The 17,510-nt window shown below is 36.8% G+C and carries 16 protein-coding genes and 2 pseudogenes; 11 read left to right on the top strand and 7 right to left on the bottom strand.

Going from position 1 to position 17,510, the window contains the following annotated elements:
* The 3 genes from LJE11_RS16775 to LJE11_RS16765 all read right to left on the bottom strand — a co-directional run.
* The coding region (locus LJE11_RS16775) for a hypothetical protein (protein ID WP_227296277.1) at window positions 1-370 on the bottom strand (370 nt) is incomplete at its 3' end.
* A gap of 10 nt (window positions 371-380) precedes the next feature.
* Window positions 381-593 carry a sporulation initiation factor Spo0A C-terminal domain-containing protein gene (locus LJE11_RS16770; RefSeq protein ID WP_227296276.1) on the bottom strand — a complete coding sequence of 71 codons (213 nt, stop codon included), beginning with the start codon at window positions 591-593 and terminating at the stop codon, window positions 381-383.
* A gap of 150 nt (window positions 594-743) precedes the next feature.
* The gene (locus LJE11_RS16765; RefSeq protein WP_008688152.1) at window positions 744-1,061 is read right to left on the bottom strand and encodes a helix-turn-helix domain-containing protein; all 318 of its coding nucleotides are present in this window, start codon (window positions 1,059-1,061) and stop codon (window positions 744-746) included.
* A 179-nt stretch (window positions 1,062-1,240) separates the two neighbouring features.
* Between LJE11_RS16765 and LJE11_RS16760 the strand changes: the two genes are divergently transcribed.
* Window positions 1,241-1,447 (top strand): DUF6219 family protein, encoded by a 207-nt coding sequence (locus LJE11_RS16760; RefSeq protein WP_008688150.1) that lies wholly within the window; start codon window positions 1,241-1,243, stop codon window positions 1,445-1,447.
* A 194-nt stretch (window positions 1,448-1,641) separates the two neighbouring features.
* Here LJE11_RS16760 and LJE11_RS16755 read toward each other — a convergent pair.
* Both LJE11_RS16755 and LJE11_RS16750 read right to left on the bottom strand, forming a co-directional pair.
* Window positions 1,642-3,228 (bottom strand): annotated as a pseudogene (locus tag LJE11_RS16755) (transposase).
* 208 nt (window positions 3,229-3,436) lie between these two features.
* Window positions 3,437-3,793 (bottom strand): response regulator, encoded by a 357-nt coding sequence (locus tag LJE11_RS16750; protein WP_227296274.1) that lies wholly within the window; start codon window positions 3,791-3,793, stop codon window positions 3,437-3,439.
* 152 nt (window positions 3,794-3,945) lie between these two features.
* On the opposite strand from LJE11_RS16750, the gene LJE11_RS16745 reads away from it, so the two are divergent.
* The 10 genes from LJE11_RS16745 to LJE11_RS16700 all read left to right on the top strand — a co-directional run bounded on the left by LJE11_RS16745 (window position 3,946) and on the right by LJE11_RS16700 (window position 15,232).
* Window positions 3,946-4,695 carry an ABC transporter ATP-binding protein gene (locus LJE11_RS16745; protein ID WP_227296272.1) on the top strand — a complete coding sequence of 250 codons (750 nt, stop codon included), beginning with the start codon at window positions 3,946-3,948 and terminating at the stop codon, window positions 4,693-4,695.
* Window positions 4,696-4,706: 11 nt separating this feature from the next.
* On the top strand, window positions 4,707-6,713 hold the full coding sequence (locus tag LJE11_RS16740) for an ABC transporter permease (RefSeq protein WP_227296270.1): 2,007 nt from the start codon (window positions 4,707-4,709) through the stop codon (window positions 6,711-6,713).
* 112 nt (window positions 6,714-6,825) lie between these two features.
* A complete protein-coding gene (locus LJE11_RS16735) occupies window positions 6,826-8,394 on the top strand; it encodes an ATP-binding protein (RefSeq protein WP_227296269.1) in 1,569 nt (522 codons plus the stop codon).
* Window positions 8,360-8,986: a response regulator transcription factor gene (locus LJE11_RS16730; RefSeq protein ID WP_227296267.1), complete on the top strand. Its 627-nt coding sequence runs from the start codon at window positions 8,360-8,362 to the stop codon at window positions 8,984-8,986. Before LJE11_RS16735 ends, LJE11_RS16730 begins: the two co-directional genes overlap by 35 nt.
* Window positions 8,987-9,168: 182 nt before the next feature.
* Window positions 9,169-9,342, top strand: a complete 174-nt coding sequence (locus LJE11_RS16725; protein WP_227296266.1) for a helix-turn-helix domain-containing protein — start codon at window positions 9,169-9,171, stop codon at window positions 9,340-9,342.
* Between the two features lie 4 nt (window positions 9,343-9,346).
* On the top strand, window positions 9,347-10,057 hold the full coding sequence (locus LJE11_RS16720; protein WP_227296264.1) for a LytR/AlgR family response regulator transcription factor: 711 nt from the start codon (window positions 9,347-9,349) through the stop codon (window positions 10,055-10,057).
* 137 nt (window positions 10,058-10,194) lie between these two features.
* Entirely contained in the window at window positions 10,195-11,346 is a 1,152-nt protein-coding gene (locus tag LJE11_RS16715; RefSeq protein WP_227296262.1) for an ATP-binding protein, read from the top strand.
* A 156-nt stretch (window positions 11,347-11,502) separates the two neighbouring features.
* The gene (locus LJE11_RS16710; RefSeq protein ID WP_227296261.1) at window positions 11,503-12,168 is read left to right on the top strand and encodes an ABC transporter ATP-binding protein; all 666 of its coding nucleotides are present in this window, start codon (window positions 11,503-11,505) and stop codon (window positions 12,166-12,168) included.
* Between the two features lie 12 nt (window positions 12,169-12,180).
* A complete protein-coding gene (locus LJE11_RS16705) occupies window positions 12,181-14,718 on the top strand; it encodes an ABC transporter permease (protein ID WP_227296259.1) in 2,538 nt (845 codons plus the stop codon).
* A gap of 58 nt (window positions 14,719-14,776) precedes the next feature.
* Window positions 14,777-15,232 carry a hypothetical protein gene (locus LJE11_RS16700; protein WP_009901261.1) on the top strand — a complete coding sequence of 152 codons (456 nt, stop codon included), beginning with the start codon at window positions 14,777-14,779 and terminating at the stop codon, window positions 15,230-15,232.
* A gap of 171 nt (window positions 15,233-15,403) precedes the next feature.
* Here the strand turns inward: LJE11_RS16700 and LJE11_RS16695 are convergent.
* Window positions 15,404-16,990 (bottom strand): annotated as a pseudogene (locus LJE11_RS16695) (transposase).
* An 88-nt stretch (window positions 16,991-17,078) separates the two neighbouring features.
* Entirely contained in the window at window positions 17,079-17,450 is a 372-nt protein-coding gene (locus LJE11_RS16690) for a hypothetical protein (RefSeq protein ID WP_055059686.1), read from the bottom strand.
* Window positions 17,451-17,510 lie beyond the last annotated feature (60 nt).

Genomic DNA, 17,510 nt, shown 5'->3' with positions numbered 1-17,510 from the left:
CATAGTCCTTTCCGTATTCTACAGGTCTATATTCGGCTGTCATTACCGATTCCCCATCTTCAATATCCTCTTTCCATAAATAGATGTTCATATCAAGACTCGTCGCATATCCCCTGTCTGTGGAGAATTTTGTCGAATAAAATGAATCATCCTTGTACATCTGCAAAAGTTCTCTTGCAAAAGTTTCTTTATCCCCGATATGTCCCCGGTTAGCAACCACTGTAATATTTTCATCTCGATTTACGGAAAATGTTCCAACTACATCCGGTTCGCCTTCCTTATGACCAGATTCAGATTTTCCATAAATACTTCCTGCAGCAATTATCAAGATCACTGCTCCTGAAATCAATGCAATTATCTTTTTCTTCATATTTTTATTTTTATTCTCCTTTTAGTTTTTTTACTGCGTAATTGATTACTTCTTCCGGTGTGGGTCTGTCTCCTTTAAGTGTCATTTTCTTCCATTCTTTCTGCACAGCCGGATCGGGATTATCAAATCCTGCATCTATGGCTATCTGCATTTCTCTGCGTACCTCTTCTGGTGTTGTGTTGTACTTTTCTGCAATCTTCTCATAAATAGTTTTCTCTCTCATTCATTTTCCTCCAATATATAAGTAGAATTATACCTTGTTCTATAGAACTAATTTAGCATATTTCTATTATCATGAAAAGACACTTTACAACTTAAAGCTGAATAAAAGGTCAAAAAAAGAAGAGCTACTCGCTCTTCCCAGTTTGTCATATCACTCTTCCAATAATGTGTGAATTACTTTGATGATTTTTTTCTGCTCTTTGATCGGAAGTTTTTCAATTTTTTCTGTCAGCTCATTGGTAACACCTGTAACTGAATGTGCCACAACATCAATCAAAAGAGTATCTGCTGAAACATCTAATGCATTTGCAATTGCAACAAAGGTATCCAATTTTGTAACTTTCAAGCCTCTCTCTATTACACTCACATGCGTTGGACTTAAATTTACTAATGCAGCCAGTTCCTCTTGCGTGAGATTTTTTGCTTCTCGTGCTGATTTGATTCGCTGTCCTACTGCTTTCAAATCCATCGTAACACCTCCTCCAGAACGAATAATCGTTCTGAATTTAGTATACTTGTGGATATCTTAAATATACAGAATCGCAAAGCCAAGTTCTAATTCTACAGAACTATATTCAAAGTTTTTCTTTGCATTTTCGTAAAAAAGCGTTATGATTGAATCAGTTAAATCAAAGGAGGTATCAAATCATGAAATCACATAAATACTGGTCCTTAGGCGCACTTTTCTGTATGTTGGGATGCATTTATTCTGGAATCAAAAAATCTATGACTGCACATAAATACTTTGCCTATTCTTCATTGCTTTGTATGGGCATGTCCATTTATTCCGGTCACAAACTGGTTTCTCCAAAGAAGAAAAAAATCACTGAATCAAATAATAGTGAGAATAGTTAAATAAAAAATTGACCTTTATTCATCAAAGACAAAGGGGCTGTAAAATAAGTCCCTAATATAAGAAACGCCAATTCCGGCAATGTCGGTTTTGGCGTTTCTTTGTATTAACTTTTCTATTTCTAAGCAAGTCTGCATCTTTGGGTATAAAAAATGGTGCATTTAATAAAGCTCGGCTAATCACGCCCGCTTAAGTTTTATGCAACTTTCGTCTGTCGTTGCTTTTTGTTGTGATATTTATAAAGATTGAATCCACATGAAATCAGTGTAAGCTCGAGAATTACATTTTTCTCGCCTCTTCGCAATAATCTTTTATACGCTTTATCCCACTTTTATACACCAAAAGTTCCCTCCGATTGAATACTTCGGTTCATTCTCAAGAGAGCACCATGTATGGATTCAAGATTTTGCAGCACTTCCTGATGGATAGCAGTTAATTCCTGATTCATTCGGATCGTTCGGTTTTTGTGTGCTCTCGGACAACATTCTTGTTTATGCTGACACCCTTCACAAGATTCACATTCGTATAATTCTTCCGTTCTTCCATATTTATTATATTTCACATGCTGTGTTCTCTTGAAGAGGAATTTTCGACCGTTTGGGCATAAGAGATTTCCATCTGCATCTTTTGCAAAGTTTACAGCACGATACGGATTCTCATGATACTTTTTGTCCGTCGTTTCTTTTTTGTACATGGTAAATTTCATGTATTTTTCCATGCCGTGTTCTTCACAATAAAGATAATTATTGTAAGAACCGTATCCGGCATCAGCAACCGGATATTTCGGATAGTGACCATATGTGCGATTGAATTTTTCCATCAAAGGCACAAAGCATTCCATATCGGATGCATATGGTTTTACGTCGATTACAGCTATGTATTCATCACAGATGGCTGCCTGTAGGTTGTATGCCGGAAGTAGCTGATCGTTTCCCATGTAATCACGCTTTAAACGCATGAAAGTTGCATCATGATCTGTTTTGGAATAACTGTTTCTTTCTTCTCCACAGGTCTCGATATGATATGCATAGGATTTCAAACGTTCCAGATATTCATGCAATTCTTCGTATTGTTTTTGTTGAATGCTTTTTCTATGACCACGTCCGGAAACGAAAGAAGTTTCATCCAGTCCAGTTGTTTCTTTGTACATCGTAAGTAATTCAGAGACATAGTCAACCGCGTACGCTTCACGCTTTTCAAATTTTATTCCGAGATATCCAAGTACTTCCAGATTCATAGCATCAATCAAGAGTGAAATCTTGTCAAAGACTTTCTGCCGGTTTTTCACACACGATTTTTTCCATACCCAGGTATATCGATTGGCATTTGCCTCAATTTTTGTCCCGTCAATGTATGTATGCTGCAGATCCACGTGATCTTTGGCAAAAATATATGAATTAATGTCTTCAAATATCTGCTCGATAGAATCGGTTAGTTCGTTTCGGATTAAGTTTCCAAATGTAGCAAAAGAAGGTGTTTTCATGCCATCAAGAAGATACATGTAACGAATGTCATTACGGCAGAGCTTTTCTATTTCTCGTAAGGAGCAGATGCCGTTTTCCATAAAGGCAAAAAGTATTACTTTAATGAGTTTTTGAGCATCACATCTTGGGCGACCTGTTTTATAGCCTTTCTCTACAAAATATCTGGATAGGTCAATGTGATCCATAACCTCACAAAAAGTGTATACCGGATCGGAAATATCGATCAATTTTTCGATTTCTAATGGTAATTTCAGCTGACGCATAGTATAATTACCATTGGTATTGTTATTTAGTAGCATAATTAATTATACCAAAAAATCGCTCAGACCTCACGGTCTGGGCGATTTTTCTGTCAGGGGAGTTTTTTTACAGCCCCCCCTTTCCGCACCCTAACTACCCAAAGAGGTGACAAACTACCAAGATTTTCAAAAAAGCACAAAAAAAGTCCGCACAAAAGATACACTTGTACGAACTTTTAAAGCTATAAAGTATTTAAATGTAAAGAGGTTATGAAGAAATTGGAAAATTGGTTTTTAGTAAATCCAAAAAATCCCATGATGTCTTTTCTATAACATCAACTGCACCAAACTTTCTTACTTCCCATTCTATATTATTTGTAATATTCGCACTCATAATAATTGTAGGAATAGTGCTATTGTTATTTCTCAAATGTTCTAATATTTGTGTTCCTTTCCCATCTGGCAAATGATAATCAGAGCAAATATAGTCTATATTTTCCATAGAAAGTATATTTACAGCTTCTGAAATAGTATCTGCTTGATACACAATGTATGTTTTTCCTAAAATTTCACTTAATGTATTACGATAGGTTATATCATCTTCTAAAAGTAATAGGGATTTCATAATATCTTACCTCCTCGATTATCTAAAGCATATATCTTTTTTAAATTTTGAACATGAGTAAATTACGCAAAAATAATGCGTTTTTTACTCATGTCATTTATTCTATTTTGTTTATAATTTTGATTGTACGGTAAATGAAAGGAGAGATTACTATGCGTACAGTATTAAAAGTAAAAAAAATAACAAAGATTTATTCCAAAGGACAAAAACCTAGTTTATCCAAAGTTTCCTTTGATGTAGCTGAGGGAGAATTTATTGGGATTATGGGGGCATCTGGCTCTGGGAAAACAACTCTACTTAACGTACTTTCTACTATTGATAAAGCAACAAGCGGAGAAGTATATATCAATGGTGTAAATTTAAAATCTCTTAATGATACCCAATCAGCAGATTTTCGTAGAGATAATCTAGGGTTTATATTTCAAGAATATTTCTTGTTAGACAGTTTAACGATACAAGAGAATATCGCAGTACCATTAACTTTACAGAAACTATCGCCGAAGAAAATTGAAAACAAAATCAAAAGTTTAGCTGAAAGGTTTGGGATAGCTTCACAATTAGGGAAATATCCAAATGAATTGTCTGGTGGGCAAAGACAACGTGCTTCTGCGGCTAGGGCTATCGTAAAGAACCCGAGCATTTTATTTGCTGATGAACCAACAGGAGCGTTGGACTCAAATTCAGCAACCGAATTATTACATGCTCTATCCGAAGCCAACAGCGAGTTGAACACAACTATTTTAATGGTTACACATGACCCTTATGCTGCAAGTTTCGCAAACCGCATTTTAATTTTCAAAGACGGACAAATCATTCAAGAACTGAAAAAAAATAATGAACACAGACAAATCTTTTATGAACAAATTGTAGAAGAAGTTTCAAAATTAGATACCAACAGATAGGAGGAGAAAGAATGACTACTTTTTTTATGGCGATTAGAAATTTAAAGAAGAATTTCTCATTCTATTCTCTTTACTTAATTTCTGTCGCATTTGTTATCACAGTATTTTTTGCTTTTACATCTTTTTCCGTTAATACAGTTATGCTTGAAAAAATATCAACGGACGGGCGGGTAGAAATGATGTGTAAAGTTATTTCCGTATTTCTAATGATATTCGTGTTATTTTATATGACTTACTCTAACCGTTTCTTTTTACGAAGAAGAACGAAAGAATTAGGGATTTATGCTTTAATGGGGTATCGAAAAGTAACAATCCTTTCTTTATTATCTTTTGAAAATATATTGGTATGCCTTAGTGCTTCTCTTATAGGTATTATTTTCGGTGCATTTGCCCATAAAGGAATTGTGTTTCTAATTAGCAAATTACTAAATTTAGGAATTGATAATTCTGAAATTCAACTTTTTAATTTAAACGCAATCATAAAATCTGCTGTATTTGTATTTGTAGTAATACTTATACTGGTAATTTCAAACAGTAGATTTTTATATAAGACATCTTTAATGAATTTAGTACGTTATGAAAAAAGTGCAGAAAAGAAAATGAAGTTTCATAAAATCCCTGCAATCTTAGGATTTGCTATGATGTTAGGCGGATATTTTCTTGCATTGAATATTCTTTCTGGTACACAGTCATTATGGATAACCATAGGATTTTATCAAATGGGGTTAGTAACTATGTTTCTTGTTGTAATTGGAACGGTACTTTTTATAGCTTCTTTTCTGCCGTTTATAGTACAAATAAGTAAATCCAAGAAAACAAAGTTTTATACAAATATAAAAATAATTACTACTCCCAATTTTATATATCGTATTCGTTCAAATGCCAAAACACTAATCATGCTCACACTATTATCTGCTGGAACTTTGACAATATCTGCGGTTATGGCATTAACGCTTTATTATCCGATTGCCTCTGTTGAAAGAATTGCTCCGTCAGAAATAGAATTCAAGCTGGAAAACAATCTGCAAATGAAAGATATTAAAAAACTAATTCGTGATCATTCATCTGATGAAAATGGCACCTCGTTACTTATAACAGATATTTATAAAGTAACAGCTTCATCTGATAGTTTACCAGTAGAATATTCTTTAGGAGCGTCTAACGACAAAGAGAACACGGAGAACGCAATACGTGAAGAAGGATTTGAATGTATTTCATTTTCGCAATATAAAGATTTATTAGAAGCCCAAGGGAAAAAAGAAGTATTACAAGAACTTACTCCGCTAAATGACGATGAAGTAATTTTGATGAAATATCAACCAAGTAGTAATATGAAAGAAATGGGTAATCAATATACATTAAACATTAGCGGACTAGAAAAATGTGTAACTGTAAAAGATGTTTCATTAAATAATGCAATTTCTTTTGCAAACAGTATTGGTACTTTAATCGTAAGTGATAATCTATACCTGGATATAGCAAGTGCAGAACAACCGTTTTCTACTATTGTTAGCTTGAATGGAAATTCAATCAAAAATAATGAAAATTTATACGTCGCTTTATCTGATTACTTAAATGATAGTCCTTATTTACAAGGAAATTCGCACAGAATAAATGAACTTCTTTATTTAAACAGTTCGACGTTCCTTTTGATTGGTTTCCTTGTCATTTTATTTTTTATTGCGGTAGGAAGTATTCTATATTTCAACAATGTTTCATCTGTGATGGACTCAAAGGCAGACTATGAAATACTAGGAAAATTAGGCTATACACGAAACCATATAAAGAAAATAATCAAAAAACAGATACTTACATTTTTCAGTATTCCTTTTTTATTAGGGTTACTAGATTGTATATTTGCTACTATGATATATAAGGCAGGTCTTATGCAGAATATATTAGGAAATTCATTAAGCCAATATGTACCCGTTGTTATTGCTATTGTTTTGACAATTATGATTTACAGTATTTATTATTTCTTGACAGTTAGAGCCTGCTACAAGGTAGCACTAAAGTAAAGAATACCTGCAAAGTCAGTTAGATCGGTGTTATTCACCGTTTGACTGGCTTTTCTAAGTCTTTGTAATCTGCTATAATAATTGAAAAATATGACATGAGGAGTGATATGCCTTGAAGAAATTGATAATAAAATTGCTGTTTTTTTTCAATCATATCTTAGCAATTATACTTATGTGCTTCATAAATATAAGTCAGACAACATCTACAGTTAATAGTGTTATTCCACTATTACTTGCTACTGTTTTTTTAACGGATATTACCTATATTATTTCATGCAATCTTAGAAATAATAAAATTCTAAATCTCTTTGGAGGACTGTTAGTAATAGATAGCTGGTATCTTATTTCTTCTTCCAATTTTATCGCTGAAATAGAATGGTTATTTCTTTTTTTAAGCCCTATTATTATTTCGCTTTCAATTAAATTTAGTTTTTTATTTCTTTTTCAAGGTTATAAATATAAGTATAAAAAGGCGACAGACTTTGTTTTACAAGGATTTTGTATAGCAACATTATTGAGCGTGTTCTTTTCTAACCAGATATACGCAGGAATGTTTGGAATACAGTTTATAGGAAGTGTATTATGTTTCTTTTTTCTTATCATTTATCATAGAAAAAGAGTTTTGTCTGTTTTGAAAGAGGAGTGGAAAATAATATCCTTTTCCATAGTATTTACCATATTGCTATTTGGAATTTATTATATAGCAACAATAAATTTAGATGACCATATTGGAAATTTTGGAATGTATCTTACTGTATTTATTTTTTCTATGAGTGTTCATGGAATAGCACTAAAAGAAAATACTGGCATTCCTCTAACTAGCATATTTTCAGTAAAACAGATATTATCCTTTATTTTGATTAGCACATTATTACTTTATACGTCTACATCAATTTTACAGTTGCCAGTTACGTATTTTATAATTCTGATAAATGTATTGTTTACCTTGATTTTTTTAATCAATATATTTTTAGGAGAAAATCTGAAAAATGAAAGTAGTATAATGGTTCGGAACAGCAAATATGTATTTGCATTAAACCAGTTAAGAAATGAAGAAAAATTAAAAAATGATTTTGCTACTTTTTTACATGATGAAGTATTACAGGACTTATTGTCTGTAAAAAACATGATAGGGAAAAGTAATCGACCAGAAGTTCAAAGTATTATTTATGATACCTTAGACAACCTAAATGTTCACATTAGAAATCAAATGCAGGATTACCATCCTATAATTTTGAAATCTTTGACATATAAAGAAAATCTCAACAACTTAATTGAGGGAATAGCTGAAATCTTCCCAAGCAAAACTATTAAAATTTCTTTTGAATGTTCAGACGATTTATTTATAGCAGAACCCTATAATATACTTATATACAGATGGATAAAAGAATTATTGACAAATGTATATAAGCATTCCAATGGAAAACGTGCATGGATAATATTATCCGTAGAAAGAAAACTACTAAAACTTACTGTTTGCGATAACGGAACACCAACCATGTCAACCAACACATTAGGAATGGGAAAAAATACAAAACATAAAGGTCTTTCTTCAATTAGAGAACAAGTAGAAAAATTAGGTGGGTCATTTGCTTTATCGAATAATTTCCCACAAGGTTTCCGCATTGAAATTGAAATTGTAATGAATGGAGGTAATTCTTATCAATATTTTATTAGTTGACGACCATACTCTTTTTGCAAAAAGTTTGGCGATTGCATTTGAAGAATATAAGGAAATAGAAAATTTTTATACAACACAAGAAATTCCATCTTTAGAAGAAACTATAATGCAAAAAAATATAGACATTGTCTTAATGGATATAAATCTCGGAAAACTAACAGATAGTGATGGTTTAACTATTGCTGGTAATTTGATAAAAGATTTGCCAGCTCTCAAACTTGTAATTTTGACTGGTTATGATTTACCAGTATATAAGTATGAAGCCCAAAAATTAAAAATTAGTGGCTTTCTCAATAAAAATATTAGCCCTGATAAACTGTTTGAAGCTTTGCTTAAGGTACATCAAGGATATATTTGTTTCCCATCTGATAATAATATTCCTATTATTGAAGAATTAACTAATACAGAGAAAAAAATTTTGACTTTAATAAGTTGTGGTAAAAAAAGAAAAGAAATTGCAAAAGAGTTATACATAAGTGAACGAACTTTGTCCAATCATTTACAGCATATTTATGAGAAATTATCTGTTACTTCATCTGTTGAAGCTGTTACAAAAGCGATACAGATGGGTTATATTACTCCCTTATTTTAAGTATTTCCATTAAAATAGAAAAAGGCTTGCAGATCTTTGCCACAATGTCAAGTGATGAATTAAAAAAAGCTATCAAAGAAATCCTTCTTCGATAGCAGCGTATTCAACATCTATTCACATTTCCTGCCTTGCGTTCTTCGAGCTGATGAAATATAATAAGAAATGTTGTCGGAGGTGCGAATATGGACTACATGACGCTCAAAGAGGCAAGCGAAAAATGGGGCGTTTCGTCCCGACAGATAAATTATTACTGCACCGATGGACGCATCCCCGGTGCTGTCAAAATGGCCGGTGCCTGGCTGATCCCCAAGGAGGCAGAGAAGCCAAAGGACAGACGGTATAACGAAAGCAGGTGATACAGTGCTGCATATAGCAATTTGTGATGATGAAAAAGACTTTGTTCAGTATTTGACCGATTTACTGAACCAATACAGCAAGGAAACAGGACGGGACATAAAGATTACCCCGTACTATGACGGTATTGAGCTGATTGAAAAATACGATCCAACCATAGACCTGATTTTCCTTGATATTCAAATGAAGGTGGTGGACGGACTTCATGCTGCCGAGCGTATCCGGCAAATGGACGAAACCGTGGGCATTATTTTTCTCACTACTCTTACACAGTATGGGCTTGAGGGATATAAATACCATGCGACGAACTACATCATTAAGCCCATGAAATATGCCCGGCTCAAATCAGAAATGGACAAATTCGTGGAGCGCAGCCAGAAAGAAGATACCCCCTCTCTGGTGATTACCAACGATACCGGCAAATATAAGGTGCCGCTAAAATCAATTCGATATGTTGAAACATATAACCGCAATCTGATGTTCCATACCGAGCAGGAAAATATTATCTGCTATAAGAGCATGAAAGAAGTGGAACGGGAGCTTTGCGACAAAGACTTTGTGCGCTGCCATGCCAGCTACATTGTCAATCTGTTCTATGTGAAAGGCATCAAGAAGCTGGACATTGAATTGATTACAGGCGAGATCATTCCCATCAGCCAGCCGAAACGGAAAGAATTTATGGAACGGCTGACGGACTATTGGGGGGATATGCTGTAATGTGGTTATATCAAGTGCTCGACATAACAGCAACGCTGACAGAATCTTTGGGACTGTATTTATTCAGTATTTGTTTTTGCAAAGAACCACGGTATCGTGCTTCTGTAAATAGATGGCTTATAACAGGTATAAGTTTTTTGTGTGCGTATACATTGACATGGTTTTCTGAACTTGGCGCACTCAAAGCGCCTTTTCTTCTTACGATTTATCTTGTCCTTTTGAAAGTTTGTTATAGAGATTCTATCTATCAATGTGCTGTTGCTGAAGAACTGAATTATATTGCAACTACGATGCTATCGGAAAGTATTGGTATGCTGATAGCTCACTGGATTTATCAGGATCAGATGTTTGTTTTAGTAGACGGGATTTCGCTGCTTCGTTGGGAAATTTATGTGATTACATTGTCTATTCGGATTGTATCATTTTTTGTTATCTACATAATATGCAGAAAATTTCGTTATCGAATCAGCCCGAAAGATTTCTTACCGCTTACAGGTATTTTTGTTGTAGCGTTTTTGCCGTTTGTGTTTAATGCTTTCCAGCATTTGAATATGAATAAAGCGGGAGATTCCGTGCTATATGTTTTCATAACAGTTATGCCCTTTATCTTTATAACGATTTTTCTGTATGTTAAAAATATCATCTATCTCCGAGAGCAGGAGCAGCAGGACAAGATACAAATTGCACAGCTCCAACAGCAATATGCCTATTATCAGGATAAGATGAAAGATGAAGAACGGGTACGCTCCATCTACCACGACCTGAAAAATCACCTGCTTGTCATGGAAAGCAGGCAGAATACAGCAGAAACCCGGCAGATGGCCGAAACGCTCCGCTCTCAAATTGCAGACTATGAGGACTATGTGCATACAGGAAACGAGTTTCTTGACATCATTCTTAAGGATAAAGCGGCAAAAGCCCGTGAAAAGCAGATTGATTTTTCCGCAATGGTAGACTTTAATGGGATTGACTTCATGGAGCCGTTGGACATCAGTACCATTTTCGGCAATGCCATTGATAACGCGATGGAGGCCAGCGAACCGCTGCCGGAAGATCGACGATTGATTACGGTCAAGGCCGAGCGTGTTCGGGATATGCTGATTATCACGGTGGAAAACAACACCTTACAGGGAACACAGCCAGCCGAGGAAACCACAAAGAAAGACCGTTTCGTACATGGCTTTGGGATTCCCAATATCAAAAAAGCCGTTGAAAAATATGACGGACAGTGCAGTTTCCGTCAGGAGGATGGAACTTACCTTTTGAAAATCCTGATCCCGATTCCTTAACAGATTAACGCCGCTTCTTCACGAAGCGGCGTTTCTTTTTTGTGCAGACTTAGTTTTTTCGTTGTAGATGTTAGTTTACGCATTTTCCATTGTGCCTTTCTTTTGCCCGAATATAATGAAGATAAAACACAATAAAGCAAAGAGAGGTTATAGAACATGAGTATTTTAAGCACCAAACAACTGACAAAGCAATACGGCACCGCGCCGAATATTGTTAAGGCGCTGGACGGCGTGAGCATTTCCATTGAGCCGGGCGAGTTTGTTGCCATCATCGGCACATCCGGCAGCGGCAAGTCAACCCTGCTGAATATGCTGGGGGGATTAGACCGCCCCACTTCTGGCGCTGTCAGGGTAGATAATTACGAGCTGGGCAAGCTGAAAGACGAGGACTTGACTGTGTTCCGCCGCCAGCGGATCGGTTTTGTCTTTCAGAACTATAATCTGGTTCCTATTTTGAATGTGTATGAGAATATCGTTATGCCCATTCAGCTCGACGGGAAAAAGCCGGACGAAAACTTCATCAAAGAAATTGTGGCTTTACTGGGACTGGAAAAGAAGCTCTATAATATGCCCAACACGCTTTCCGGCGGTCAGCAGCAGCGCGTCGCCATTGCCAGAGCGTTAGCCAGCAAACCCGCGATTATCCTTGCCGACGAGCCGACCGGCAATCTGGACAGCAAGACCAGTGATGAAGTGATCGAACTTTTGAAAGTTACCAGCCAGAAATTCCATCAGACCATTGTAATGATTACCCATAACCCGGAAATTGCAGCACAGGCAGATCGTACCATCCGTATTGAAGATGGCAGGATCGCAGAGTAAGGCGGTGATACCATGAAAGAACAAAAAACTGTGATTCATACTCTGACAAGCCGAAGTTTCAGGAGAAATAAAGGACGAAATCTGGTTGCGGTACTGGCAATCCTTTTGACGACCATGATGTTTACCACTCTTTTTACTTTGGCGCAGAGCATGGGACAGAATATGGAAGAAATGTATCTTCGACAGGCCGGAACAAGCGCCCATGCAACGACGAAATACATTACGGACGCAGAAATTGAACAGATTGCAAGTCATCCCGATGTAGTAACCTATGGAAAGTCGATTGTGGTTGGACTTGCTGAAAACAAACAACTTACCGGACGGCAGGTAGAAATCCGCTATGCCAATAACCAATATGCAAAAGATGATTTTGCGTATCCTACTACCGGAAAAATGCCCGAAAAGGCGGATGAAATCGCACTGGATACCTTAACCATAGAGCGTTTAGGGCTGCCGCTGGAATTGGGGCAGACTGTAACTTTGGAATGGAGAAAAGATATAACTTCGCCTGACATCACAACCAGTACATTTACCCTTTGTGGCTGGTGGGAGGGTAATCTTTCTGTCTATGCGAGTATGGCGTGGGTCAGCGAGGACTTTGCTTTGGACGCCTGCAATCATGTTTCTACTCCGGCTGACGGACAGATTTGCGGTCTGCGTATGATGGGAATATCTTTTTCTGACAGTAAAAACATTGACGCTAAGACCACATCCGTTCTTGAAGAATGTAATCTGTCTGGGATCGAGTTTAGCACAAATATGACTTATACCTCTGAAATACAGCATAGTATTTTTATAGAAAACCTGCCAATGTATGGTGGGATGGTATTGGTCTTTCTGGCAGGTTTTTTGATTATTTTTAATGTGTTCCAAATTTCCGTAGCTTCGGATATTCAATTTTATGGAAAATTGAAAACGCTGGGCATGACAAAAAAGCAAATTAAAAAACTGATTTATGGCCAAGGCAACCGATTATCCTTGATCGCTATTCCAGCAGGTTTGATTGTTGGTTATCTTTTAGGAATTGTACTGGTTCCAGCTCTCATTACAACTACGGACATAAAGCCTGATGTTTCAGCAAATCCCGTTATCTTTATTGGTTCAGCTCTGTTTTCTTATATCACAGTAGTTATATCCTGTATGCTTCCTGCTCGTTTGGCTGGAAAAGTGTCACCCATGGAGGCATTGCGCTATACGGATGCTGACCCAAACTATAAAAAGAAAGCTAAAAAATCAAAAGGTGGAGCTTCACTCTATGAAATGGCATTGGCAAATTTGTGGCGTAACCGAAAACGGACAGTTATGGTAATCTGTTCTCTTACGCTGGGCCTTGTGCTAATGAGTTTCTTCTATGCAAAAAACGCCAGCTTTGATGTGGAAAAATACCTGATGGATCTGACCGTGGCTGATTATGAAATAGATGATGCGACCAACAATATTTCCAGCGGATATGATCCGGCGAGCCAGACGATCAATGATGAACTGCTTTCTGATATTGAGGCTTTGGGAACCGTTGAACAAACAGGACGGTTATATTCAAGACAAGTAAACTTTACGATAAATGAACAGACGCGAAACAACCTGAAAACATATTATACCGAGGAACGGCTGGCAGAGTTTGCGTCCTATGACCCAACTTTCCCTGCATGGAAAGAGGGGTTTGATCTTGCGCTGGCGGGCGAAAGCGGTAACTATACGGTCTATGGTGCAGACGGAATTATATTGGAGGCAGCCACCAACGACAATTACCTTTTATCTGGCACTTATGATGCAGATAAATTTGCATCGGGTAATTATTGTCTGGCAATCGGCCCGGCGATTGAAGCCGGAAACGATATTCCAACCTATTCTGTTGGGGAAAAAATCAAAATATCAGACAGGGAGTTTGAGGTTATGGCTGTGTTAATACCATTGCAACCAATGGTAGATGGCACCCACCCTGTCTTTGATTTACCGCTTGTACTACCGGCAGATACCTTTCAAGAACTATGGCCGGAGAACCATCTTAGAAAATATTATTTCAATATTGCAGATGAAAATATGGGCGAAGCCTACTCACTATTGAAAGATTATCAACAAGGCAGCTCGGTTGGCATGAATGTGGTTTCTCGACAAACCATGATAGAGCAATACGAAGCAGAAACCCGTGCTGCTGCTGTTATGGGATATGCAGTCAGCATTATTATTGCACTTGTTGGTGTCCTAAACTTTATAAACAGTATGGTAACAGCCATTATCACAAGAAAACGAGAATTTGCAATGATTCAAAGTATCGGAATGACAAAACGACAACTACGGAAAATGCTCATGTTTGAAGGACTTTATTATGCAGGTATGACTTTGCTTGCTTCCTATGTGTTGGGTTCATTAACAGTAGGTGTCATTGTTCGAGCATTGGTAGCCGGAGGCTATTCCACATTCCATTTCACGCTGTTGCCGCTGGTAATCTGTACGCCGATCTTGATTGTATTTGCAATCGTGATTCCCTATATCTGCTTTAAGAATTTGGAGAAGCAAAGTATTGTGGAAAGGCTGCGGGCAACTGATTGATGTGTTCTGATATACGGCCAGTGTCGGTTACACTGGCCGTATGAAAAAGGGGCCTGAAATGAAAGAGTACACGCTAATTATCAAGGGAGAAATGGATTTTATCATCTTATCTCCGCAGGTGCTTTCTTCCCTGATTACTCAAATCCATAACAGCCCGGAGCGAAAAGTTGTGGTAAGTATTGAGAGCATCATGCCACCAAAGTTTACCGACTATCTGCTTCGGGTAATCAATAGCAACCGCTTTAGCAATGAACGGTTCCGCTATCGCTACATTTTAGAAAATCCTGTTACAAAGAAAGGGATGTATGAGATTTTACGGCAACAGCTTTCCCGCACCAATACGGAGCGATTTCCTTGTTTTCAGACCATACAATTGACCGACACTTTCCAGGGTAATGTGGAGCTGGACATGGAGTGCAACGATCTGTTCTTTTGGGCTTGCAAAGATACAGCAGCAAAGTTTGTTTACACGTTCCCGGATGGACGGGAGGAAACACTGGTGATTGAATACTGAATGAGAAAAGGGGCTGTAAAATAAGTCCCTAATATAAGAAACGCCAATTCCGGCAAATGTCGGTTTTGGCGTTTCTTTTTATTAACTTTTCTATTTCTAAGCAAGTCTGCATCTTTGGGTATAAAAAATGGTGCATTTAATAAAGCTCGGCTAATCACGCCCGCTTAAGTTTTATGCAACTTTCGTCTGTCGTTGCTTTTTGTTGTGATATTTATAAAGATTGAATCCACATGAAATCAGTGTAAGCTCGAGAATTACATTTTTCTCGCCTCTTCGCAATAATCTTTTATACGCTTTATCCCACTTTTATACACCAAAAGTTCCCTCCGATTGAATACTTCGGTTCATTCTCAAGAGAGCACCATGTATGGATTCAAGATTTTGCAGCACTTCCTGATGGATAGCAGTTAATTCCTGATTCATTCGGATCGTTCGGTTTTTGTGTGCTCTCGGACAACATTCTTGTTTATGCTGACACCCTTCACAAGATTCACATTCGTATAATTCTTCCGTTCTTCCATATTTATTATATTTCACATGCTGTGTTCTCTTGAAGAGGAATTTTCGACCGTTTGGGCATAAGAGATTTCCATCTGCATCTTTTGCAAAGTTTACAGCACGATACGGATTCTCATGATACTTTTTGTCCGTCGTTTCTTTTTTGTACATGGTAAATTTCATGTATTTTTCCATGCCGTGTTCTTCACAATAAAGATAATTATTGTAAGAACCGTATCCGGCATCAGCAACCGGATATTTCGGATAGTGACCATATGTGCGATTGAATTTTTCCATCAAAGGCACAAAGCATTCCATATCGGATGCATATGGTTTTACGTCGATTACAGCTATGTATTCATCACAGATGGCTGCCTGTAGGTTGTATGCCGGAAGTAGCTGATCGTTTCCCATGTAATCACGCTTTAAACGCATGAAAGTTGCATCATGATCTGTTTTGGAATAACTGTTTCTTTCTTCTCCACAGGTCTCGATATGATATGCATAGGATTTCAAACGTTCCAGATATTCATGCAATTCTTCGTATTGTTTTTGTTGAATGCTTTTTCTATGACCACGTCCGGAAACGAAAGAAGTTTCATCCAGTCCAGTTGTTTCTTTGTACATCGTAAGTAATTCAGAGACATAGTCAACCGCGTACGCTTCACGCTTTTCAAATTTTATTCCGAGATATCCAAGTACTTCCAGATTCATAGCATCAATCAAGAGTGAAATCTTGTCAAAGACTTTCTGCCGGTTTTTCACACACGATTTTTTCCATACCCAGGTATATCGATTGGCATTTGCCTCAATTTTTGTCCCGTCAATGTATGTATGCTGCAGATCCACGTGATCTTTGGCAAAAATATATGAATTAATGTCTTCAAATATCTGCTCGATAGAATCGGTTAGTTCGTTTCGGATTAAGTTTCCAAATGTAGCAAAAGAAGGTGTTTTCATGCCATCAAGAAGATACATGTAACGAATGTCATTACGGCAGAGCTTTTCTATTTCTCGTAAGGAGCAGATGCCGTTTTCCATAAAGGCAAAAAGTATTACTTTAATGAGTTTTTGAGCATCACATCTTGGGCGACCTGTTTTATAGCCTTTCTCTACAAAATATCTGGATAGGTCAATGTGATCCATAACCTCACAAAAAGTGTATACCGGATCGGAAATATCGATCAATTTTTCGATTTCTAATGGTAATTTCAGCTGACGCATAGTATAATTACCATTGGTATTGTTATTTAGTAGCATAATTAATTATACCAAAAAATCGCTCAGACCTCACGGTCTGGGCGATTTTTCTGTCAGGGGAGTTTTTTTACAGCCCCTTTCTTTATCTTTAAGCCATTGAGATACAATACTGTCCAATCAGCTTCATCCAACTATTATATTTATTCTTTTCACACACCTTTCGGCAAATTTCATTTTCCATCAATACACAGAACATCTTATCATAATCAAATGCCCAGACAGCACCATTCACATGGTTTTCCACTGCTTTCTGATCTATGCTTTTCAAGCGTGTGACCATTTTTTCAATTTCTCCATTTCCCAAGTTACCGATATTTTTGCAGATAAACCGAAAGAAATTCAACGTTGCATATTCATCATGCCAATGGAACTCTTCTGGATTGTTTTTAATTTTACTGGCTCTCAGCTGTTCTTTGATTATCTGAGCAGCTACACCTTTCATCGAATCTTCGTATCTCATATTATTCACCTACTCTTCCTCAACGCCCAGTGACGGTTTAAATCTTTTATCCTTTGCCTG

The organism is Blautia sp. DFI.1.216, assembly GCF_020594215.1.
GTDB classification, from domain to species: domain Bacteria; phylum Bacillota; class Clostridia; order Lachnospirales; family Lachnospiraceae; genus Blautia_A; species Blautia_A wexlerae.
This window is presented reverse-complemented; position numbering and strand designations above follow the sequence as displayed.